Source organism: Janthinobacterium sp. BCJ23 (assembly GCF_059617945.1).
Genome location: NZ_JCAQAW010000010.1, coordinates 132,147 through 152,678 on the forward strand (window position 1 = coordinate 132,147; position 20,532 = coordinate 152,678).

At 54.9% G+C, this 20,532-nt stretch carries 18 protein-coding genes; 4 read left to right on the forward strand and 14 right to left on the reverse strand.

Annotation, left to right across the window (positions count from 1 at the left end; genetic code table 11):
• Position 1: 1 nt before the first annotated feature.
• The 5 genes from mobH to AC54AG_RS24990 all read right to left on the reverse strand — a co-directional run bounded on the left by mobH (position 2) and on the right by AC54AG_RS24990 (position 6,895).
• Positions 2-1,816: a MobH family relaxase gene (gene mobH, locus AC54AG_RS24970; protein ID WP_496631981.1), complete on the reverse strand. Its 1,815-nt coding sequence runs from the start codon at positions 1,814-1,816 to the stop codon at positions 2-4.
• A gap of 759 nt (positions 1,817-2,575) precedes the next feature.
• Positions 2,576-3,994: a hypothetical protein gene (locus AC54AG_RS24975; RefSeq protein ID WP_496631983.1), complete on the reverse strand. Its 1,419-nt coding sequence runs from the start codon at positions 3,992-3,994 to the stop codon at positions 2,576-2,578.
• Positions 3,991-5,715 carry a VPA1262 family N-terminal domain-containing protein gene (locus AC54AG_RS24980; RefSeq protein WP_496631985.1) on the reverse strand — a complete coding sequence of 575 codons (1,725 nt, stop codon included), beginning with the start codon at positions 5,713-5,715 and terminating at the stop codon, positions 3,991-3,993. The genes AC54AG_RS24975 and AC54AG_RS24980 overlap by 4 nt, the downstream gene beginning before the upstream one ends.
• Before the next feature lie 243 nt (positions 5,716-5,958).
• Complete coding sequence (locus tag AC54AG_RS24985) at positions 5,959-6,540, reverse strand: FlhC family transcriptional regulator (RefSeq protein WP_496631987.1); 582 nt, start codon at positions 6,538-6,540, stop codon at positions 5,959-5,961.
• Between the two features lie 7 nt (positions 6,541-6,547).
• Positions 6,548-6,895 (reverse strand): hypothetical protein, encoded by a 348-nt coding sequence (locus AC54AG_RS24990; protein WP_496631989.1) that lies wholly within the window; start codon positions 6,893-6,895, stop codon positions 6,548-6,550.
• Between the two features lie 349 nt (positions 6,896-7,244).
• On the opposite strand from AC54AG_RS24990, the gene AC54AG_RS24995 reads away from it, so the two are divergent.
• Positions 7,245-7,940, forward strand: a complete 696-nt coding sequence (locus AC54AG_RS24995; protein WP_496631991.1) for a S24 family peptidase — start codon at positions 7,245-7,247, stop codon at positions 7,938-7,940.
• A 96-nt stretch (positions 7,941-8,036) separates the two neighbouring features.
• Here the strand turns inward: AC54AG_RS24995 and AC54AG_RS25000 are convergent, their stop codons facing one another.
• The 3 genes from AC54AG_RS25000 to AC54AG_RS25010 all read right to left on the reverse strand — a co-directional run bounded on the left by AC54AG_RS25000 (position 8,037) and on the right by AC54AG_RS25010 (position 11,169).
• The gene (locus AC54AG_RS25000; RefSeq protein ID WP_456131279.1) at positions 8,037-9,098 is read right to left on the reverse strand and encodes a DUF932 domain-containing protein; all 1,062 of its coding nucleotides are present in this window, start codon (positions 9,096-9,098) and stop codon (positions 8,037-8,039) included.
• A 166-nt stretch (positions 9,099-9,264) separates the two neighbouring features.
• Positions 9,265-10,287, reverse strand: a complete 1,023-nt coding sequence (locus AC54AG_RS25005) for a DUF7146 domain-containing protein (RefSeq protein WP_456131280.1) — start codon at positions 10,285-10,287, stop codon at positions 9,265-9,267.
• A 342-nt stretch (positions 10,288-10,629) separates the two neighbouring features.
• On the reverse strand, positions 10,630-11,169 hold the full coding sequence (locus AC54AG_RS25010; RefSeq protein ID WP_456131281.1) for a hypothetical protein: 540 nt from the start codon (positions 11,167-11,169) through the stop codon (positions 10,630-10,632).
• Between the two features lie 677 nt (positions 11,170-11,846).
• On the opposite strand from AC54AG_RS25010, the gene AC54AG_RS25015 reads away from it, so the two are divergent.
• Positions 11,847-12,632 (forward strand): DUF1845 domain-containing protein, encoded by a 786-nt coding sequence (locus AC54AG_RS25015; protein ID WP_139248336.1) that lies wholly within the window; start codon positions 11,847-11,849, stop codon positions 12,630-12,632.
• 821 nt (positions 12,633-13,453) lie between these two features.
• Positions 13,454-13,855 carry a helix-turn-helix transcriptional regulator gene (locus tag AC54AG_RS25020; RefSeq protein ID WP_456131282.1) on the forward strand — a complete coding sequence of 134 codons (402 nt, stop codon included), beginning with the start codon at positions 13,454-13,456 and terminating at the stop codon, positions 13,853-13,855.
• 4 nt (positions 13,856-13,859) lie between these two features.
• Here AC54AG_RS25020 and AC54AG_RS25025 read toward each other — a convergent pair whose 3' ends face one another.
• From AC54AG_RS25025 to AC54AG_RS25045, 5 genes are all read right to left on the reverse strand, one after another.
• Positions 13,860-15,056, reverse strand: coding sequence for a tyrosine-type recombinase/integrase (locus AC54AG_RS25025; protein WP_072453988.1), 1,197 nt, complete (start codon positions 15,054-15,056; stop codon positions 13,860-13,862).
• A 308-nt stretch (positions 15,057-15,364) separates the two neighbouring features.
• Positions 15,365-16,975 carry a glutamine-hydrolyzing GMP synthase gene (gene guaA, locus AC54AG_RS25030; protein ID WP_034752205.1) on the reverse strand — a complete coding sequence of 537 codons (1,611 nt, stop codon included), beginning with the start codon at positions 16,973-16,975 and terminating at the stop codon, positions 15,365-15,367.
• 66 nt (positions 16,976-17,041) lie between these two features.
• Positions 17,042-18,502, reverse strand: coding sequence for an IMP dehydrogenase (gene guaB / locus AC54AG_RS25035; RefSeq protein ID WP_034752206.1), 1,461 nt, complete (start codon positions 18,500-18,502; stop codon positions 17,042-17,044).
• A 124-nt stretch (positions 18,503-18,626) separates the two neighbouring features.
• Positions 18,627-18,923, reverse strand: coding sequence for an RnfH family protein (locus tag AC54AG_RS25040; protein WP_496631996.1), 297 nt, complete (start codon positions 18,921-18,923; stop codon positions 18,627-18,629).
• A complete protein-coding gene (locus tag AC54AG_RS25045) occupies positions 18,916-19,347 on the reverse strand; it encodes a type II toxin-antitoxin system RatA family toxin (RefSeq protein ID WP_034752216.1) in 432 nt (143 codons plus the stop codon). Before AC54AG_RS25045 ends, AC54AG_RS25040 begins: the two co-directional genes overlap by 8 nt.
• A gap of 93 nt (positions 19,348-19,440) precedes the next feature.
• On the opposite strand from AC54AG_RS25045, the gene smpB reads away from it, so the two are divergent.
• Positions 19,441-19,890 carry an SsrA-binding protein SmpB gene (smpB, locus tag AC54AG_RS25050; RefSeq protein WP_034752217.1) on the forward strand — a complete coding sequence of 150 codons (450 nt, stop codon included), beginning with the start codon at positions 19,441-19,443 and terminating at the stop codon, positions 19,888-19,890.
• Positions 19,891-20,195: 305 nt separating this feature from the next.
• Here the strand turns inward: smpB and AC54AG_RS25055 are convergent, their stop codons facing one another.
• Positions 20,196-20,504 carry an H-NS histone family protein gene (locus AC54AG_RS25055; protein ID WP_010397665.1) on the reverse strand — a complete coding sequence of 103 codons (309 nt, stop codon included), beginning with the start codon at positions 20,502-20,504 and terminating at the stop codon, positions 20,196-20,198.
• Positions 20,505-20,532: the final 28 nt, after the last annotated feature.

The window sequence follows — 20,532 nt, forward strand, 5'->3', positions numbered from 1 at the left end:
GTCAACCTGCGTTCGAATTGATTGGGGTCTCCCCTACTCCATCCATGCCGTCGATGAATTGACGAGCGATAACCATTCCAGCCAGTTGCTTGCCATGCGGGTTGCGGTATTCAACAGATTCGGTTCCTGCCGGTCCCACCACCAGCATGTTGGCATCGGCAAGTGCGCGTAGCGCCATCTTCGCATCCACCAGTCGCGCCACGAAGGCGTCTAAGGGGACAAACAGGCCGGACGCCAGGGGATAACATGCTGGTGGCAAGCTCGTCTCATTGAGAGACTGCACGATCGCCTGCAATACCTTGGCAATGCCTGGATGTAGGCGAATCGGTGCGCGTAACGCGTATGTTTCCGTTGCTGGCTGGCTTGACTTGATATCCTTGACTTTCTTCACCTTTCCTTGGCGGCCATCTGTACTTGGTTCGATACCTGTGTCTCCCGCAGTTGGTATCGGTGCGATGGTTGGCAACGACAATTGACGATCGCTAGCATCCGGCGGCATCTCCTGTGCCCCGCTCTCTCCCTGAGCCTGGGACGGCGCCGCCTTCGCCTGCCGTGGTTTAGTATCATGCTCCGTAGCTCGCACCTCGTCATGAGTGCAGTCGACAGCAATATCCATGTCCAGCGGCACTGGTGGCGGGTGTAACACAGCAAGGACAACGCCTGGCGTCACCAACTTCAACGCCTCCAAGGGCTCAGGTGCGCTTGGTGGCCGGATCGACCAAACACACTCATTTGGATTCTTTGGCAGGACGATCCCGGCATCGCTCAAAATTTCCATGGCATCGACTGGCGAGGCAGGCAAGCCGTACAATCCCTCGTCCTCCAACAAGGTGAGTATGTCGCTCATTCCGTTCGGCCACACCAGAAACAAACCATCCCGCCCGAGCCACATGCGGGACCGATCCGAATTGGGCACCCATCCCTGATGAGACTGCACCAGCTCGCGCATCGCGTTTAGGAGAAACCTCGCAAGGTAGGCTCTCGCCCGCGCCCTACCTGCCGGCGCATCAGCGTCGCGCAAGTCGCGGTGTATCACCAAAGTTGATGCTCGATTGACGAGATGGTCAATGACGTTATGATCGTGATACCTCACCTCACCACTGACCGCCGCAAGCATATGGGCGACGATCGTCGAGCCGTCCTGGGTCAGGTAGGCCAACGTGTCGGTCGGCAGGATCATCGGTAGCGCGAACAGCGACAGGGAGCGGCATTCCTGCCTGGCCTCCCCCCATTTGACAAACAGACGGCCAACCTCGTGTTTGTGGATCCATTCCCCGAGGGATGTAAGGTATGGTTGCCACACGGTTCCATGCGCGTCACTGACAACGACAGTGTCCAACGCGCGGTAGAGGTATGCGCATAAGCCTGCGGTGAAGGTGCCGAAGCGCCAGCGTGGCTCCAACTGTCGACGAGTAGAAATCGTCGCTCTGCCAGCAAAAATCTGCGAATCGGTCGCTTGTAATGCAAAGAACGCCGTCTCCAGCCCCAGGCGTGCTAAACCTCCTGGGCGAGCAAAAAAACTGTCCTGCGTCGCAGGCAATACGTTCACGTAAGCGATGTACTTCCTGATGAGCGGGAGCATTTCCTTGGCAAAGGCATTCGCATCGCCGCCATAAGCCAATTTAATGCGCCCCAGGATATCCCGATTATCGTCCAAGATCGCATCGACAATACGGGGACGCATCCCGCCGTCACGCGTTTGAGCGGGTTGGGGCAGTGAACGTTGCGGACAGATGGGCGCGGCCTGCCGGCCGCGATCATATTGACGATTGCGGCCAAGCCGACCCAGGTATTTGAGGAAATTCACAGCGGCCATAAGGATCACTCACGTGGCTACATGAGCATTATGGCTATGCAGATCGACCTAGGTCCAAGTGAAAGCCGGCCTTTCACTGCAATCATTCAACGGCAGAATGGCCAGAAATGCGCCGACGCAGAGTAGCCTTCCAGAACCTTTAGACGTACCTCCACCAAATAAGTGGGTACGAGCTCAAGCAATACCTGGTGAATCCACAACCAAAAGCGGTTGCAGTCTGCGGAAGGGATGCAGCCAATCAAAGGCACTCAAGTACCGTTAACACTGCCTCGATCTAACATGATCAGGTGATGTTCGCGTGGCCGCCGATGTACCTCTCCATGGAAACCCTGCCTCAACCCGGCCGTTATCCCTTCGTGTAATAGGCGTCAGCAGATCATGCCGTTCGCACCTCCAAGCCCGTGCGACAGATACTCCAAAGGCATTTCAGTTCATAACAATAACAGTCACAAGATATCAGTCAACGTGGCGCCGTCGTTGATATCCAGCCGTTAACTTTTTAAGGACGATAGATGTACTGGTAGGTGTGTAGAGATAGCGACCTAAGCGCATTGGACAACATTACCTTTAGCCATAACCTCAGTCCTATTGTGAACACTCTTCCCGTCCTACCGCTGATCGCCGCGTCCCTGCGTGTCTACCCTAAAATGAGTGCTCACGACCTCGATGTTGAGTGTCCGCCTTCATACAAGCATACACCGCAGCTACAAGCCGGGCCAACCATTTATTATCGAAAAAGCACAACCTTCCAGACGAGGCTCACGATGTATTCACCTCGTAGTAGTGATACCTTGTATTGGCGTAAGCATCAGCGTCCGGCTCAATGGAGGCTGGCAGCGCTTGGTCACTTCCATTTGCAAGCGCTGTCCCATGCTGCACAAGTCGTAGGCACGATTTAAGCCTGTTTCTCTCGGTCACCAATTCCGTCAATGAGTTGAATGATTGTTGCTCCACCGTATCGATGGCTTCGAGTAGCGTACGTTCCTCTGCAAAGCGCTCGTCATTGGCTAGGGAGGAGAAATACATGGAAACAGGAAAATCCAAGGCACAGGCGGCAGGCGCAAACATTGCATGACTGCTTTCATGCTTGCCGTAGTTCCACTCAGACCATACTTGATATGCGGAGGAGCACATCACCATCTTCCCCTCAAAATTGGACGAATTAGCGAGCGGAACAAGGATGTTTGCGACCGGTGCGGCTGCTCTATGCGAATAGTCAAGCGATAGCGCGTTAAAGAATGCAACCCAGTGCTCTTTGGATAGCAATTGAAGTACCGACGCCAAGGCCTTATCCAAGGTGGAATTATTACCTGGAACCTTGAACAGCGCTTGCATCCATGCTGCCCAGTTCGCAACCGAAGTTTCCGCAACTTGAAGAAGAAGCCCCTGCAGTATGCTCTGGGAATTCTCAGCTGGGGCAACTGAACGGTCTTGCCAAAAGTTAGCCACACTAACGAATTTGAAGACCAGGTTATCGACTCTGTTTGCAAGGACTATAGCTTGCGTTTCCAGCACAGTACAAATCATCAGCGAAAAAAGAATGTCATTTCGCCTCTCAATAATAGTAGCGAGCTCAGTAGGATCTGCGTTGTACATTAATGTCACTGCTGCCCAAAAATCTGGAGCCGGGAAGACGTTCGTGTGCGGAAGCATCTGCCACAATCTCTCGAAATTTCCGCTTTTAGCAAAAGATCCAAGTTGCTGGCGGAATTCAGGAAACCGCCGCTCACTAAACCCAGGTTCTACGTCGGTACTTTCTATGAGGCGTCCTAGCCCAGCATTTAGCCGTCCCGATGCGATTTGAGCCGAGATACTGGAGAGCCCAGAAAGCTTCACATCTAGTGCAGTTACTGCACTAAGCAGCGCTCGAAGCTTATTAAACGAGTTTTCTTCAGTGGTTTCCCAATTGCGAAGTGCACTCAGCAGCCACCGTACAGCGGCCTCCCACGCTTCGGACGAAGCGGCATCAGGAGATATCCCCGATGCAAGCATGTAGCGTAAAAATGGGAACTCGTCCGCAATGTTGTGGCCGATTGGTTCGGCGTCAAATGCCTGTGAATCAGACTCCATGTTGAACTGGACAAGTAATTGGCTAAGGGCCACCGGCGCAACAGAGGCTCCCGGTGTCAAAGCAGCTTGAAAGCGGGTCTGGGCAAGACCTATTGCTAACGGGCTCATGGCGTGTTCCATACGAGATAGTCGCTACCACTCAGTTCATCCCAAAGCTCCAGAAACGCCTGGCGAATCAATTCCCCATCGGCGACCTTTTGAAGAATATGGTGTTTTTGTCCAAAACTGTTGACCGATGTACCAAGAGACCATGCTTTCGCTGGCCCTGCGTCGGAAGGAAAAATCAAAAAACGGTCATGAAACGGCCAGCCAGCGTTCCCTTTCCGTATTCGGAACTCCAAACGCAGATCTTTACAGCTGGTTACCGAGTTCTTGAACGTCTCGAGCTGCTTATCCCTCCAAGATTGCTTGGGAGTTGGCTTCACTTGTGAGTTGATCCCTATCCATCTTGCATAGGGCAGAGCTCGGAACCAATTTTCTATCTTCTGGCAAGTAGAGTCTGCTTGGCAATTACTCTCTTTATCCTTTACTATCGGTGGTTCCATCCCTGCAGTGAGCGCTCTCAAGTCTGCCTCCTTGTGCGGGCAGTAGAAGAGCGTAGTAAGAATATCCTTTGCGTCGAGATATGGGTCCCACAGCCACGCTCCGGTCTTGCCATGTGTTCGAAGTAGTGCGTGAATGTCCTTGAGCGCATCCACTCCATCTGCTCCGGAGTTTCCGCCGTATTGAATGAACTCTTTCCGCTCACGGAGACTTTTTAAGCTATCTCTGAAAACTCTGTTCTGTCGCCAGTGCTCACGGGGGTTCGAAGTGGAGAACCCAACAATGTTCGGAGCCTGTTCTTCAATGAGCGGAACTGTGACTAACTCTAGCGTCCCATCTGATAATGGTAGACAGAATTCCCGTGTGCTGATGCCTTGTCCTACGACATGAATATTCATGCCGATACTCGTAATGAAAGTAGTTTGTGAAGAGGCTCCGAGCACGAGTTTATGCTGATCGTCCCATAGTACGTATTTGGCCCCACCTCCAGGTGAGTGAATCGGGAAGGTTACCTGCAAACCGACGGCATTTTCGGAGCCGTATCCTTCCACAGTCTTGTCTTCATACTTCTCGCACGAAACTCTTAATTGTCTTGCGGGCGTGCCGTTTTTCCAAACTGGCTGCACATGAAAATCGCCACTTCTTGAACTGGATACCTTTGTCGTCACGACAGTTACGGGTAATTGAATGAGGATATTCCCAAGTCGATCGGACAGACCATCAATACCCATCTTGACGAAAGCCGTAATGTTCTCTGCCAGTTGTTTGAGAAGTTTTGGCTCTGTCAATAAAAATTTCACATCTATTTTATGATCGTCGAAAAGTTCGAGAACATGAGAGCCTTCCCAAAAATTATTTTTGAGTACACCGTTCCATGGATGTGAAACCGCAGTATCAGCAGGAACAAATTGCGGTGGTAGAGGGGCAAGCACGCCAACATGCAATTCTTTAATACCTGGTTTCCACTTGCCTGAGATACTGAAATTCTGAAGTGCTTGCAGAACCTGATGCGTAGATACCCGGTAACGCACGATACCAAACTTCCATGGGACACCAGGCAGCTCAATACGCTTTTTTCCATTCAGTATCACTGGATTTTTTGCTTGATCTTCTGGTGGGGTGCTGGGTTCCGCAACCAGTAGACTCATGAAGTTCGTTATCTGTCCAGGCCTATCATCGTGAAGTCCAAATACTTCTGTCACTTCGAAGCTGTTGTAATGGCCAATCACACCTGGCTCCAGCAATTTTTGCAGGTGGCTAATATGTTCTTTAATACCCCAAAGCATTGTATCCCCTTACTTATGTACTACACCGCATCTATTGGTGAACATCGGATGTTTTCATCTCAATTCGGCGCCAACATAAAAATGTTACCTATCGTGGACAATCAGAAGGGTTCAGTGTACGGGCTTGTTACTTTCTGAGCAAGCAGATGACTTTGTTAGGCCCATTAGATCTGATATTGGGAAGTAATACACAATATTTAGCCACCTCTTCCGAGCACCACTGAGATGAGGATGGTGCAATGATTAAATTAGGTTAACGGGTAATTGCAAGTCTGGCTTCCTCGCAAAGTTCAATTGAATACGGGAATCAGTAGCATAGCGTTTGATGAGCTTGCAAAACACACATCCGGAGTGATCCGCCGATGTATCCCCCAGTGCGATCAGATAACGGCAGCGGCACCGCGGGCAGGTATGCAGAGCCAACTGCGATGAATGGTGGGTCCAAATGCCTTCCACACTAGCGATCAGCTCGAAAGCACGGTCGAACGAGATGCTGGAACGGCCACTCCACCGCTCTCGATACATCTTGTAGGCGCAGACCATGGCCTTCCGTGCCGAACATGCATGCTGTGTGCGCAGGAACTGAAAAATACTAGCAATCAGCGACGCCTCAGCGCGTTGCACCAGCGTTGCCATATGGTACCAATCCTGCGAACTGGGCCATCGCCCTCCGGTGGCCGCCCGGTCATTGTAGAAATATTCCCGCAGCAGTGTTCCACTCAATCCGGTCAAATAGGCAACGGTTTTCATCCGCGCACCCAGTTCGACACAGGACTTTGCAAGCTGCAGGGCCTGTATGTGCCGCTCCGCATGTTCGTATGCCATAGGTCACCTATGGCATACGAACATGAGCTGCAGCGGCCTGGCCGACACGCGCTGCGCCAAGGGCGACAACCGGTTCAACATTCCCGACGCGGCACAACGTCATGGCCAATACGGGCGGCGTTTCAAGGAGAGTTTTAAAATTAGCGATCGGCTTAAACAGGCTTTCATGCGACATGTTCGCAGCCAATAGTTGCAATGAGTCAACGCTCATTGCCGCGAGCGTCTCGGCTGATGCAGTGTCAAGGTGATAGGTGCAACAAGTGGCCAGGGGGTCATGCTTGAGACCCACCTGGATAGTGAGTAAGTAATTCAAGTTGAGGTACTGCACTTCCGTGTATCGAATCGCGTCTTCCATGGTCCACCCCGCTTTGCCCCGCAATGGCGGGGCGTGGTCATTAATCCGGTTTCCGCTGTGCACATCTGCCGTATCGCTCAACTGATAGGCGAAGTCATGGTTACGAGGACTGCGCGCAAAGGCAATAGCACATTAAAAAAGACTACTCCGCAAAAATCCAAAGGTCAATAGCAACTGCTAATCGAATTAAAATATTTACGTGTGGCTTGGCAAAAATTCACTGGAGGAAACGCGATTCCCGCCCTAAAATCAAACTCAACCAAATGAAAACCTGATCGTAACAACTGCTACAAATAATCTACAAATAAACCAGGGTCTCTCCCTTTACCCCTGCCAGGAGACAAAAACCGTGACGATAAGCAATAACATCCCGCTTACTAAAGATGCCGTCCGCGAACTCGACGTTGATATCGTCCCTGGTGTCCGGAAACGGCTGATTGCAGAACTCGACCGACGGGAAGTACTTCCAAACCAGCGCGAGCACTTCCTTAGTGACATTACCGGGCGAGCGCTGCAAACAGTGGCGCGCTGGATCGACGAAGAAAAACCAGGTCTGCCCGATCTGAAATCCCTCGCCATTGTCTGCCTTCAATTCGATATGGATGCGAACTGGATCTTGGGATTGACATCGAATCGTCTCCCGTTCCCCAAGCAACAACTATCGGCACGAGTTCAGGAACAGGTGTATGCTCATGAAACGCCCGCCTTTGACTGGATCGGTCACTTGCTCACGCACACCGCGTCATTCACCGGCACCAATCAAGTAGGAACGATGAAGGGGGATGACATGGTTCCACTCATCCATGATGGCGCACCATTCTTTTTTGATGGAACAGTGAATGAGGTAGAGGTTAATGGGATCTATGTATTGGATTACCAAGGAAAGCGCCTTGTGCGGCACATCGAAATTGTGGTGGGGGAAGGCTTATTACTTCGTTGCGAAAACCAACGCTACAACCCGACCCTTGTAAAAATATCAAAAGCAATGCTGACCCTAAAAATATTAGGGCGTGTGAAAGCAGCAATTAACATCAACCGTTTTTGACACAGTGAGACGCGCAACACGCTTCATTGACTGAAATTCCCCGGCAGCCAAGCAACCGGGGAACTTCGTCGTCATGGCTTTGAGCCGCATGCCACGCTACTTTGCGTCAACGACCTCGCTCCACTCCTTATTCGAGAATTCGAGCATTTTTCCACCAAACTCCTCAAATTCAGTGGCGCGATCATAGTCATCCACTTCCTGCGAGTAACCTGTCACCGCATTGAGCAGTCCATAGCCGTTCAGTTGCTGTTCGGCAATCAAATGGCGTAACACGCCTGCCCGCTCCGACTCATTTAATACGAAGCGATTCGCTAATACCTCCACTGCCTTCACCGGATCTCCCATCAATGTGATGCCCATGGTCTTGCGCATCTTCTCCGATATCAGTTGAAAGGTGGTCTCCGACACCGCAGTCTGCACCATGTCCCGCGCTTTCAGAAAGATCGCGCGATCTTCGGCCTCGACTGTGTCATCTTGCAGAACAACGTCATCGCCACACTCCAGTAAACGCCCAGCATGATTTTTCCGCATCGAGCGCTCACAAGCGATCAGCCCATTGCTGCACTTCAGGCGATAAATCAACGGCTCGACCCGCAGCCGTCCCACGCCAATCTCCGAGTTGCTGACCACCACGCCGGCCTGCAATACGTCACCTGGTGCCACTTCATGCGTCACCTCGGCACTGACCACCTTTAAATACATCTTGGTTTCAGTCAGCTCCACCGACTCAAAACGGGCACCGGGCAGTTTGAGCAAGATCGGCAAAATACTCTGGGCCAGATCGATGTTGTCAAGCCGACGGAAGCGCGACGACAAAAAGGCTCTGGCCTGTCCCGCCAAGGTACGCACCATATAGCTATCTTTGGCGCAAATTCTGAACCACGCATTGATATTTTCATCGAGCAATTCAGTATCAAACGAACGCATGCGCTTAAAATACAGCAGCGGGATATCCAGTTTCTTTGCCAGCTGCGCGCAGGCAAAATCGTTCATTAGGTAGCGCTTTTTACCATAGGGTTCGTCAATGACGAGATTGCACTGCCCTGCCGCAGTCGTCTCGCTCACCAGCTTCGTCGCCGGCACGATCATGTCCTTCTTGAGCGCCGCCTGCCGCTCAAGTTCGACAACAAGTTGTTCCAAAGGACGTCCTGTTTTCATCACAACCTCCATGAAAAAAGCGGGCGATGCAACTCCCTGGCGGGAGCGCATTCCCCGCAGGGTCAAGCACGCGGAATTCACTGAGTTCCACGTGGGCGCACTATCGCGCCAACATGCGGCGACCAAACGACCACCGCGCCAAATTCACTGCTTTGCTCTGAGCACCTCACGCCGCATAACACGTACGGTGTGAAATCGTCAGTAGCACCTCTGCCCAATCGGCGCCCGCCGACTTCGGTACAAACACCTCGGCTAATTTCCTTGCCTGTCCTGCATGGGATTTTAGGTAGCGTCGCGCAAGGCTATAGGCCGCAGCCTGCCCATCAAAAAATGCATGCGCATCGTTGTCGGCGTAAATTCGTAGGTGTTTGACTGTTTCCGGGATCCACAGCTTTTCCAGGTTTCCAGCACTCATCCCCGCCCACACCGGCTGATGCGAGCGCTTCATGACCGCCAGCGCCGTCTCGATGCCTTCACACACCGCCAATTCCTCTGTGGATGGCGCGAGTCTAATTGCCGCACCACCTATCCCAGCACACAGCAGCTTCTTGACCGCGCATTCGCGGGCCTTCTCGCCATTGCTTAAATATGTCCGATGTAACGACACCGTGTGGCCGCTCTTGTCCTGCACGCAGGCCACCATGGCAGGGTACCGTCGAACCATCACGGCTTGACCAGTGAGCGAATTGCGCTCGTAGTAACCCAACGCAGGGTGCATACGCAGCGTCGATGGGTACCGCTCCAGGTTGACGCCACGTTTCTGCAGATACCTGTCGACCTCGTCTCCCGGCGACACCGGCACCGTTTCGGCCAAAATTTTCCGAATCAAGCTTTTGCGTTCCGCGCAGGAGTCCTGAGCGAGCGCGATCAGCGGCCTAGGCGCAGTAGTACCAAGGTAGGCATCCACCCTACTCAGCGCATCAACCGCATTCAATCCTAGGCAGCCCATCAACAACTTAAATCCGCCACCGGCGCCGCAGCCGCGGCAAATATAATTACCGTGGCCAAACTTGTCCGTGTATTGAAACCGGTCAGTGCCGCCGCAATCTCCCAATGGGCACGGCTGATTGCGTTGGTTGAGCACTTTCGCATCCACGCCCAGCGCCAGCAGGATTTCCGTCCACCGTCCAAACGCGCGCTCTTTGACCTGCTGAAAATGCGCGTTGAATTCTTCCTTGCTTCTCTTCATGTCGACCTCCCCAGGTAGACCCCGAGAGAATTGCCTACGCTCCGGTACGACACGCGACGCGTAAACAGCCCCCCACGCTCAATGGCAAGGCCAACTCGCCCCGACAGCAGTTCGTTAAAAGTGAGAAATATTTCTCTTCGTTCCGGCCGGCCACGCTGTGGGTCGACCTGAAAGCCACCCGGTACCAGGGACAACCGTACTGACCGTAGTTCTTGTCCGAGGTAGAAAACACGACCCTGCTGTCCAGCAACGATCTCGCTTTCCTTGACGCTGAACGTCAAATCGTCGATGTCCCGTATCCGACAAAAGCGAACGGGAGGAAATGCGGCGGCAATGGTGGCATCACGCATGGCGCTCTCCCTTCTTGCCAGCTAAGCGTTCATCCTTAGCGCCATGGCCATTCAAGCAATCCACATCCTCCGTTGAATTCAACGAAGCAAAAAGATCGGACTCATGGAGCTTGATCTGCTCATTCATCCATTGTGGATTTTTGAATAAGTTCTCCGAAATCCAATCCGGCTTTGCCATGACGGCTTGGCGAACCCACGCAGGATAGTCGTGCAGCGCACCCATAAACCAGCGGCACAAATGGGAACCAATCCAATCGCGCACTTCCTGCGCATCAACGGCGCCGATGAACGGCAGCTTCGACAATGGGCTACCACTCACCACCTTCATGCAATTGACGAAGGAAAACGGCCGCGTATCGCGAACCGGATCTGTGAACACCCAACGAACCAATTCAAACTTCTCATCCAGCGGCGTGCGTGGGTCGCTGAGCAAACTTACTTTGCGTAATAGCCACCAGTGCAATGCCACCAACTCCTCTTCCGAAAATTCAATCACATCGTCGTGGCTTTCGCACGCCGATACTTTGCTCACAGGTGCCCGTAACACGCCCGGCTGGGAAGGTATGGTCCTATCCTGAAGGACGCGACAATGGTTGATCTGAGTTCTGCTCATGATTGCCTCGCACAAGAAAGAGAGACGAGGCGACTCCCTCGCGGGACGCATCGTCCCAAAGGGGGAAATAAATCATCCGGTTGCTGCGATGCACCGGAACTTCAATTGACTGGCTTGATACTGTCGGCTGATGCCGTTTCGGCGGGGATGCCAGCTACCGTCCTGAAAACGCATGCAAAGTGCTTTGACGTAACTGCGCGGTGCGCGTGGCGCGTGGCGCGTCAAAACACTCTCGGCATTCAGGAACACGGACGTCGCACCTGGTAACAGGAGACTGTCCAATCGGTACAGCAGCGCGATGGGCGCAATTGATAAGGCTTGCCGGACGATGCAGGGCTAGCTACTGCAAACATTGACTGACTTTAGGCTGCCCTAACCTGCGTGTCAACTTAGGTTCGACGAAAAACGCTACCGGCACATTGGCGGATGTGGAAACACGCTGTTGCATACGCATCAGAACGTTTTTCGACATTCCTTAGCTGACGTGCGTAGTACTCGCAAATACGCTTCCAAAGCTCCGTGCATTCCTCTTGAATCACCAGAATGGCGAGTACACCATGTCATGTAGCCCCACGAGCATTATTGAGGACATCATCATGAACCACCCAGCTCCCACCCATTTGATCGTCACGCGTGATCAAGGCGAAACCAACAGGAAGTTGCTGGCCAAGGAGGCCGTCGCCGATCTGACACGCGTCGAATCAGCGAGCCGCAAAGTCAATATCACGCTCGCCAGTCCAGAAGGCAAGCGCTTGTACTTGCGTTGCTTCTATGTATCACAAGCGAATTTCCATTTTATTTCCGTCTTTGCCAGGATGAAATTACCAGCCGAGGATGTCGACAAAGTGGAACAGGAATTGCGCACCATGCTCGACGCGCGCGTCGCCCTGGCGAACCAGCGTATCGTCGCTTTCGAAAAACTGTGCCATCAACACGGCATCAACGACTTGGCTAGCTACGACATCGAACCACTTGCCATCGAAGCGAAAGTGTTTTCCATGTTCGGCAGGCGCTTACTGGAATTGATCAGCAAAGTCGACCAGCTCATGCCCATGCTCGAAACCTTGTGCATTGATGAGGCGATCTCGACAAGCGAACTGATCACCGAAAAATCGCAGATCAAGAAAACCGTACGGGCAGTGACCGCCACCACGCGCGCGCTGTCCCTCGGTCTACTCAAACGCATCAATGCTCTGCCCGTATCCGAGCGAAAACCCACCGCACCGAGCACTCCGCCCTCCCCGGGCGATGGCTCAGCTGGCTCGTCCGCTGTCAACGGAGCGCATCAACGACCAGACCACCCAGAGCCCAATCCGGGTCCTGGGCGCGTTTTAAGCACTCCAGCCACCCCGTTCAGCGACGAAGTGCCGACAAGCCCCTGACGAGCCTTACAAGCCTTCCTACCGGCATCCCGGATAGGAAGACTATTACATCAACCAGCCGGCACGGAGGATGCCATGTGCCTCACAATGTTACTCCGCAGTGAAGCGCCAGCAGCACCGGCATGGTGCTTAGCGGCGATGCAAACCGCGTTTGGTCCGTCCTATCGAGTGGAACCAGGGGGCGACGGCATGTCGCCTCTGGATATGCCGCAACTACCAAGCGGCATAGTAACAATAGTGATCGAGCAGGTATCCAGGTTCGTCCCGCAGGATGTCCGGCGCCTAATCGAATGGTGCCATGCACATGACAAGGTGGTGTTGGCAAGTGGGGTTTTAACAGAGGAAGAACGGGAACACTACGGACTCAGCCATAGCATCGCGCTGGACATCATTGCCACACATGCGCCGCTCTGTATTGAATGGCGTTCCTGTGCCGGCACGCTCCACCTTTTCGAAGAGATGTTCGTGCCAACGCTAAAAGCCGTCCAGCGCACTGCCCACCTCTGTTGTTCCGGCCTACGCTGTCAGCAGCATCGCAGTAGCGCGGTAACCAGTGCTCGACGCACAGGGACACCTCACAAGGGTCCGGAGCGCAGAAGACATCCCGTAGGCTATGCCGATGGCCACGGCAACCGTTTCTCACAGAGTGATCGTCCATCCACCACGCGTCACTGACATAGGTCTCGTGCCAACCACCAAATGCCTTGAATTGCCAGCTGACTAAGCCGGTTTTCAACTTGATGTCCATGATTAGCACAGACACCATGGCGCAGAATCATCTTTCATCTTTCATCTTTCATCGCTCATGGAGACAAGTCATCATGAAATACATCCCCCCTTCGAACCCATCGCCCTTTGCCACCTCGATGCTCCCTACCGCTGGCCAGCGGGCATATGTCGGCGGTCTCATACGCCGGCGTCGCTCCACCCCGCAAGTCGGCCGCCCACCTCGTATTGCACGTGTCCTGACCGAGAACGAACTCAAGGTACCGGGCCGGGTTCTCATCAAACGCCGCCAGTTGTTGCAAAAAGTGCCGCTATGCGAGCGCACTATCCTGAACCTTGAAAAAAGAGGGCAATTTCCCCGACGATTTTGTATTACCTCGCGTCTGGTTGCCTGGGACCTTAAAGAGGTGGACGCATGGATCGCCGAACAGCAGACGGCTGCACGTCTGCCTGGCGTGCAGCAGGCACACCCGGTGCCACGCAGCCCTTCCAGGTAACCCCTTAATCTCGCAGCTTTGTCCAGGCGTCGATCATGTCTGCCCACTCCTGCAGCATGGTCCGGCGCTGGACCGCGTATTCAGCCTTGTTGTAGACGGCTCGCACGCCCCTCTGCTCGTGGGCGAGACATTTTTCGATCCAATCGGTGTTGTAGCCAGCTTCATGCAAGAGCGTGCTGGCCGTTCGGCGCAGATCATGCGGTCCAAACTTACCTAACTGCTTCCCCTCCTTCTGCGCCAGTTTATACGTCAGGGTTAGCACCTGGTTGAGCGTCGCGCTGCTCATCGGTAAATCGGAGTCATACCGTGAAGGTAGGATATATTCGGATCCGCCCGCAAAAGTCTTCAGCGCAATGAAGATATCCAGAACCTGCCTGGATAGGTAGACCACGTGCGGATTGCGTCGCTTCATTCGCTCCTTGGGAATCGTCCAAAGCGCCTCGCTAAAGTTTAGCTCGCTCCACGTGGCGTTCGTCAGTTCGCTCTTGCGAACCATCGTCAACAGCAGCAGTTTGGCTGCAGCCCGGATCGATGGGCTAGTGCCGATGCGCTCCAAGTACTGGTACATCAATCCGATCTCATCTGGCCCCAATGCGCGGTCCCTAGGCTCGAATTTGGCGATGGCAGTAGGACGCACCAGATCGGCAGGGTTCTCGACCTTCTGACCACGCTCAATGGCCCATCGATAGACCTGCAGCACCACCTCACGGGAATGAACCGCTGTCGCTGGCGCGCCGCGTTCCACAATGGCGTCGGCCAACGCCCGCACATCCTCGTGTGTGATCTCGGCCAACTTCTGATTGCCAAACTTGGGCTTCAATTCGCGCTCGTAGACGGCCGTGCGCATGTCTCGCGTGGAGTCGGCCATTTGATAACCACGCAACCACTTTTCCGCCCACGCGCCGAATGTCTCGGCGTCCTTGACGCGGGCCTTATTCCGCGCCTTTTCTTTCGCCGGGGACTTCCCCGCCGTGATCAGTTTCTTTGCCTCGCCCAGCTTCTCGCGCGCCTCCGCCAGCGTCATGCCGCCGATTCCATAGCGGCCGAAGGTAACGGTCTCCTGACGGCCGTTGATTACATAGTTATAACGGAACGAGATTGAGCCGGCAGTCGTGACGGCCACATACAGGCCATCGCGGTCGTTCACCTTGTAGAGTTTGTCCTGTGGCTTGAGATTGCGCAGTTTGGTATCGGTCAGCATGGCATCTGGTCATGAAGGGCTGAAATACCATGATCAAAAAGCGGATGAAGATTTCTTACAAGTCCTTGATTTTAATGAACTTTATACGAAATTGATACCATGACAGAATCCGGAAGCATCGCATGGTATCGACCGCCGATCATGCATCGTTGTGAGATCATACCATTAATAACGCCATGAAAAAAACAGTGCTTAAGCGCGCCAATCGTTGCCAGGCAGTGCCAGACAAAATAACAAAAAAGCCCGTGAAATCACGGGCTTAGGTGTGGTTTACTGCCTATCAGTGCCAGCAGTTGCTAGACATCAAATCATTCCCACTCGATGGTCGCCGGCGGCTTGCCCGAGATATCGTAGACGACGCGGTTGATGCCGCGCACTTCATTAATGATGCGGTTCGAGACCTTGCCCAGCAGGCTGTGCGGCAGGTGTGCCCAGTGGGCCGTCATGAAGTCCTGCGTTTGCACGGCGCGCAGGGCCACCACGTATTCGTAGGTGCGGCCGTCGCCCATCACGCCCACCGATTTGACGGGCAGGAAGACGGCAAACGCCTGGCTGGTCGCTTCGTACCAGTTGGTCGGAACGCTATCCTGGTCGAAACCAGGAACCACGACCGGCTCATACGGCGTGTTGCGCAGCTCTTCGATGAAGATGGCGTCGGCGCGGCGCAGCAGGTCGGCGTAGTCTTTCTTGACTTCGCCGAGGATGCGCACACCGAGGCCCGGGCCCGGGAATGGGTGGCGGTAGACCATGTCATGCGGCAAGCCCAGGGCCACGCCGAGTTTACGCACTTCGTCCTTGAACAGTTCGCGCAGAGGTTCGAGCAATTTCAGCTTCATGGTGTCCGGCAAGCCGCCCACGTTGTGGTGGCTCTTGATGGTCTGGCCTTTTTTACCTTTACCGGCCGATTCGATCACGTCCGGGTAAATCGTGCCTTGCGCCAGCCATTTGGCGTTGACCAGCTTGCCCGATTCCACCTGGAAGACTTCGACGAATTCGCGGCCGATGATCTTGCGCTTTTGCTCAGGATCGGTGACGCCGGCCAGGTGGCCCATGAACTGGTCTTCCGCATCGACGCGGATGACTTTCACGCCCAGGTTCTTGGCAAACATGTCCATCACCATCTTGCCTTCGTCCAGGCGCAGCAGGCCGTGGTCGACGAAGACGCAGGTCAGCTGGTCGCCGATGGCGCGGTGGATCAGCGCTGCCGCGACGGAGGAATCGACTCCACCGGACAGGCCCAGGATGACATCGTCGGTGCCCACTTGCGCGCGGATCTTTTCCACCGCTTCGCTGATGTAATCGGGCATGTTCCAGTCCGACTTGCAGCCGCAGATTTCATGCACGAAACGGCCGAGCATGGCCTTGCCCTGCACCGTGTGCGTCACTTCCGGGTGGAATTGCACGCCGTAGAACTGGCGCTCTTCGTCGGCCATGGCGGCGATCGGGCAGCTCGGAGTGTTGCCCATCAGCTTGAAGCCTGGTGGCATTTCCAGCACCTTGTCGCCATGGCTCATCCACACTTTCAGCATGCCGTGGCCTTCGTCGGTGACGAAGTCGGCGATACCGTTGAGCAGCTTGGTATGGCTGCGGGCGCGCACTTCGGCGTAGCCGAATTCGCGCACCAGACCGTTTTCCACTTTGCCGCCCAATTGAGCCGCCATGGTTTGCATGCCGTAGCAGATGCCCAGCACGGGCACGCCCAGCTCGAACACGGCTTGCGGCGCGCGCGGCGAGTCGCCGTCCAGGGTGGAATTGTGGCTGCCCGACAGGATCACGCCGGCGGCGCCGTAGTTGCGCACGAATTCATCGCTGACGTCATACGGGAAGACTTCGGAAAACACGCCGGAATCGCGCACGCGGCGGGCGATCAACTGGGTGACTTGGGAACCGAAATCGAGAATGAGGATTTTAGAATGCATGATGGGGACTTTATCTGAGGTCATTACAAAACCGGCGCACTAGGCGCCGGTCTGGTGTGTCGCTATTTACTCGGAACGGTAATTCGGCGCTTCCTTGGTAATCTGCACATCATGGACATGCGACTCGCGCATGCCGGCCGAGGTGATTTCCACGAATTCCGCTTTTTCGCGCAGTTCGTCGATGGTGGCGCAACCGCAGTAACCCATCGATTGACGTACGCCGCCCACCAGCTGGAAGATGATCGCCAGCACGCTGCCTTTGTAGGCCACGCGGCCTTCGATACCTTCAGGCACGAACTTGTCGGCCTTCATGGTGGCGTCCTGGAAATAACGGTCAGCCGAACCATCAGACATCGCGCCCAGCGAACCCATGCCGCGGTACGATTTGTAGCTGCGGCCCTGGTACAGGATCACTTCGCCCGGTGCTTCTTCCGTACCGGCAAACATGGAACCCATCATGACGGTCGAGGCGCCAGCGGCCAGCGCTTTGGAAATGTCGCCCGAGAAGCGGATACCGCCGTCGGCGATACACGGCACGCCCGTGCCTTCCAGTGCTTCGGCCACATTCGAGATGGCCGTGATTTGCGGTACGCCCACACCGGCGACGATACGCGTGGTGCAGATCGAGCCAGGACCGATACCGACCTTGACCGCATCGGCGCCGTATTCGACCAGCGCCTTGGCGGCAGCGGCCGTAGCGATATTGCCGCCAATCACTTCGACTTGCGGATACTTGGTCTTGATCCAGCGTACGCGGTCGAGGATGCCTTGCGAGTGGCCGTGGGCCGTGTCGACCACCAGCACGTCGACGCCTGCAGCGACCAGCAGGTCGATGCGCTCTTCATCCTTGGCGCCCACGCCGACGGCAGCACCGACCAGCAGTTTGCCCTGGCTGTCTTTCGACGCGAACGGGTGCGAAGTCGACTTCTGGATATCCTTGACGGTGATCAGGCCGCGCAACTCAAACGCGTCGTTGACGACCAGCACGCGCTCGAGGCGGTGCTTGTTCATCAGGCGCTTGGCTTCGGCCGTATCGGCGTCTTCCTTGACGACCACCAGCTTTTCGCGCGGGGTCATCTTGGCGGAAGCTTCCGCGTCGAGTTCCTGCTCAAAACGCAAATCGCGGTTGGTGATGATGCCGACGACTTCCTTGCCTTTGACGACAGGGAAACCGCTGATGCCGTATTGTTCCGTCAGCGCGATCACGTCGCGGATTTTCATTTCCGGCGGAATCGTGATCGGATCACGCAGCACACCTGCTTCGAAACGCTTTACGCGGGCCACTTCACGTGCCTGGTCCTTCGGATTCAAATTCTTGTGGATGATGCCGATGCCGCCTTCCTGGGCCATCGCGATTGCCAGACGGGCTTCCGTCACCGTATCCATGGCTGCGGACAGCAAGGGAATATTCAAGGTGATATTGCGGGTCAGGCGAGTTTTGAGGGACGTATCGGCGGGCAGAACGTTGGAGTAGGCTGGGACGAGCAGCACGTCATCGAATGTGAGTGCTTTTTGAAGTAGACGCATAGCATTTCCTATTGGCGCAAAAGCAGATTATACAGAAAAAAGCGCCCTCCGTCCTTGCAGCATAGAAAAGATATTTGAAAATAGCCAAAAATGGCGCGCGCCAGGCAGCGGCCACCCTGCCCGCTCAGCCCTTGGCAGGCTTGCCGCCAGCCCTGCGCCGGCGTGCCTCTTTCGGGTCCGCCTGCAAGGGGCGGTACACCTCCACCCGGTCATGTTCGTGCAAGACCGTATCGAGCGGCTTCTTCTTGCCATAGATACCCACCATATTCACGGCCAGGTCGATGCCGGGGATCTCCTGCAGCAAGCCGCTCTGCGCCACCGCCTGCTCGATGGTGGTGCCGGCAGGCACCGTCAAGGCGCGCAGGAAGCTGCTATCCGGCAAGGCATGGCAGACTTGCACGTGGATGCTGGCCTCAGCCATATACGGTCTCCGCGCGCTTGCAGAAGGAATCGACCATGCTGTTGGCGATCATGCCGAAGACGGGGCCGATGATCTGCTCGAGTACGCGGCTGGAAAACTCGTAGTGCAGGTCCAGTTCGATCTTGCAGGCATCTTCACGCAGGGCCTTGAAGGTCCACACGCCATCGAGGGTCTTGAAAGGGCCGTCCACCAGCTTCATCTTGATGGATGACGGCGGCACGTTCTCGTTGGACGTGGTGAAGCTTTGGCGCACGCCGTGGTAATGTATGCCCACGCTGGCGACAACCGTGTTCTCGCCCCGCTCGCGAATCTCGACCGCACCGCACCAGGGCAGGAATTTGGGATAATCCTCCACCGCCGCCACCAGCGCGAACATTTGTTCGGCGCTATAGCCGAGAAAAACTGATTTATGTACTACTGCCATTGAAGAACCATTTGCTATGATGTTGGATACATTTGATTTTATCGCGCTTGCGCGAGACAGTAGTTTAACCGACCCGCGCACATTTACCATCTCATGACCATAGCAGACAACAGAAAAGCCTTCCACGACTACTTTATCGAGGATCGCTACGAAGCGGGCATCGTGCTGGAAGGCTGGGAAGTCAAAGCCATCCGCGACGCCCGCGTACAAATCAAGGAAGCCTACGTCGTCGTCCGCGGCGATGAACTCTTCCTGTTCGGCGCGCACATCAGCGCCCTGCCGACCGCCTCCACCCACATCCATCCGGAAGCCGTACGCACGCGCAAGCTGCTGCTGCACCGCACGGAAATGGATAAACTGATCGGCAAGGTGGAACGCTCCGGCTACACCCTGGTCCCGCTCAACCTGCACTACAAGGGCGGCCGCGTGAAATGCGAAATCGGCCTGGCCAAAGGCAAGAAGCAGCACGACAAACGGGCTGCGGAACGCGACCGCGATGGCGCGCGCGAAGTGCAAGCGGCAATGAAATCGCACCGCCGCTGATCCGGCACTGCGCGCAGCGTGCTGCGCCAATACCAACAAGCCCGGCTATATGCCGGGTTTTATTTTGCCGATTGCCTGCGGCAAGCGGAAATGCATAACGTAACGGGATAAAAACAGGGAAAGGAAGAGATACGGCGGAAATAAGACTGGTATTGACGAAAATACCGGGAAGATAAGCGATGTGAATCAGCTTTGCCTGCCTGGCCAAATACGATCACGAGGAAAGTTCCGGATGCTTGCGTGCTGCCTGGCATTACCCCTGCACTACTCCACAGGACAAGCATCCGAATGAATGGCGTATTACATTACACCTTCAGCAGATCACGCGACTTGCCCGAATCGGTCCATTCTTTGACCCATTTCGGTTGACGGCCACGGCCAGTCCATTGTTGCGTCGCATCATCCGGATTGCGATAGCGCACTGCAACCGTGCCGGTTTTAGCGCGGATACCCGTACCAACCAGATCTTTCACGGAAACGCCGACGCTCTGGGCGATCGCCAGGATTTGTTCGCGCGCCTTGGACAGATCGTCCTGTTCGCGTTTCTTCATTTGCTTCTTGATGTCGTCCTGCAAGGTGCGCAGTTCGGACAGGGATAAGCTGGACAGATCCATGATATTTCCTTGTGTGAGTTGAAAAATA

Bases quoted from the DNA above. Each gene is read 5' to 3' on its own strand.
- mobH (WP_496631981.1), bottom strand. From the start codon at position 1,816: ATGGCCGCTGTGAATTTCCTCAAATACCTGGGTCGGCTTGGCCGCAAT.
- AC54AG_RS24975 (WP_496631983.1), bottom strand. From the start codon at position 3,994: ATGAGCCCGTTAGCAATAGGTCTTGCCCAGACCCGCTTTCAAGCTGCT.
- AC54AG_RS24980 (WP_496631985.1), bottom strand. From the start codon at position 5,715: ATGCTTTGGGGTATTAAAGAACATATTAGCCACCTGCAAAAATTGCTG.
- AC54AG_RS24985 (WP_496631987.1), bottom strand. From the start codon at position 6,540: ATGGCATACGAACATGCGGAGCGGCACATACAGGCCCTGCAGCTTGCA.
- AC54AG_RS24990 (WP_496631989.1), bottom strand. From the start codon at position 6,895: ATGGAAGACGCGATTCGATACACGGAAGTGCAGTACCTCAACTTGAAT.
- AC54AG_RS25000 (WP_456131279.1), bottom strand. From the start codon at position 9,098: ATGAAAACAGGACGTCCTTTGGAACAACTTGTTGTCGAACTTGAGCGG.
- AC54AG_RS25005 (WP_456131280.1), bottom strand. From the start codon at position 10,287: ATGAAGAGAAGCAAGGAAGAATTCAACGCGCATTTTCAGCAGGTCAAA.
- AC54AG_RS25015 (WP_139248336.1), top strand. From the start codon at position 11,847: ATGAACCACCCAGCTCCCACCCATTTGATCGTCACGCGTGATCAAGGC.
- AC54AG_RS25020 (WP_456131282.1), top strand. From the start codon at position 13,454: ATGAAATACATCCCCCCTTCGAACCCATCGCCCTTTGCCACCTCGATG.
- AC54AG_RS25025 (WP_072453988.1), bottom strand. From the start codon at position 15,056: ATGCTGACCGATACCAAACTGCGCAATCTCAAGCCACAGGACAAACTC.
- guaA (WP_034752205.1), bottom strand. From the start codon at position 16,975: ATGCATTCTAAAATCCTCATTCTCGATTTCGGTTCCCAAGTCACCCAG.
- guaB (WP_034752206.1), bottom strand. From the start codon at position 18,502: ATGCGTCTACTTCAAAAAGCACTCACATTCGATGACGTGCTGCTCGTC.
- AC54AG_RS25040 (WP_496631996.1), bottom strand. From the start codon at position 18,923: ATGGCTGAGGCCAGCATCCACGTGCAAGTCTGCCATGCCTTGCCGGAT.
- AC54AG_RS25045 (WP_034752216.1), bottom strand. From the start codon at position 19,347: ATGGCAGTAGTACATAAATCAGTTTTTCTCGGCTATAGCGCCGAACAA.
- smpB (WP_034752217.1), top strand. From the start codon at position 19,441: ATGACCATAGCAGACAACAGAAAAGCCTTCCACGACTACTTTATCGAG.
- AC54AG_RS25055 (WP_010397665.1), bottom strand. From the start codon at position 20,504: ATGGATCTGTCCAGCTTATCCCTGTCCGAACTGCGCACCTTGCAGGAC.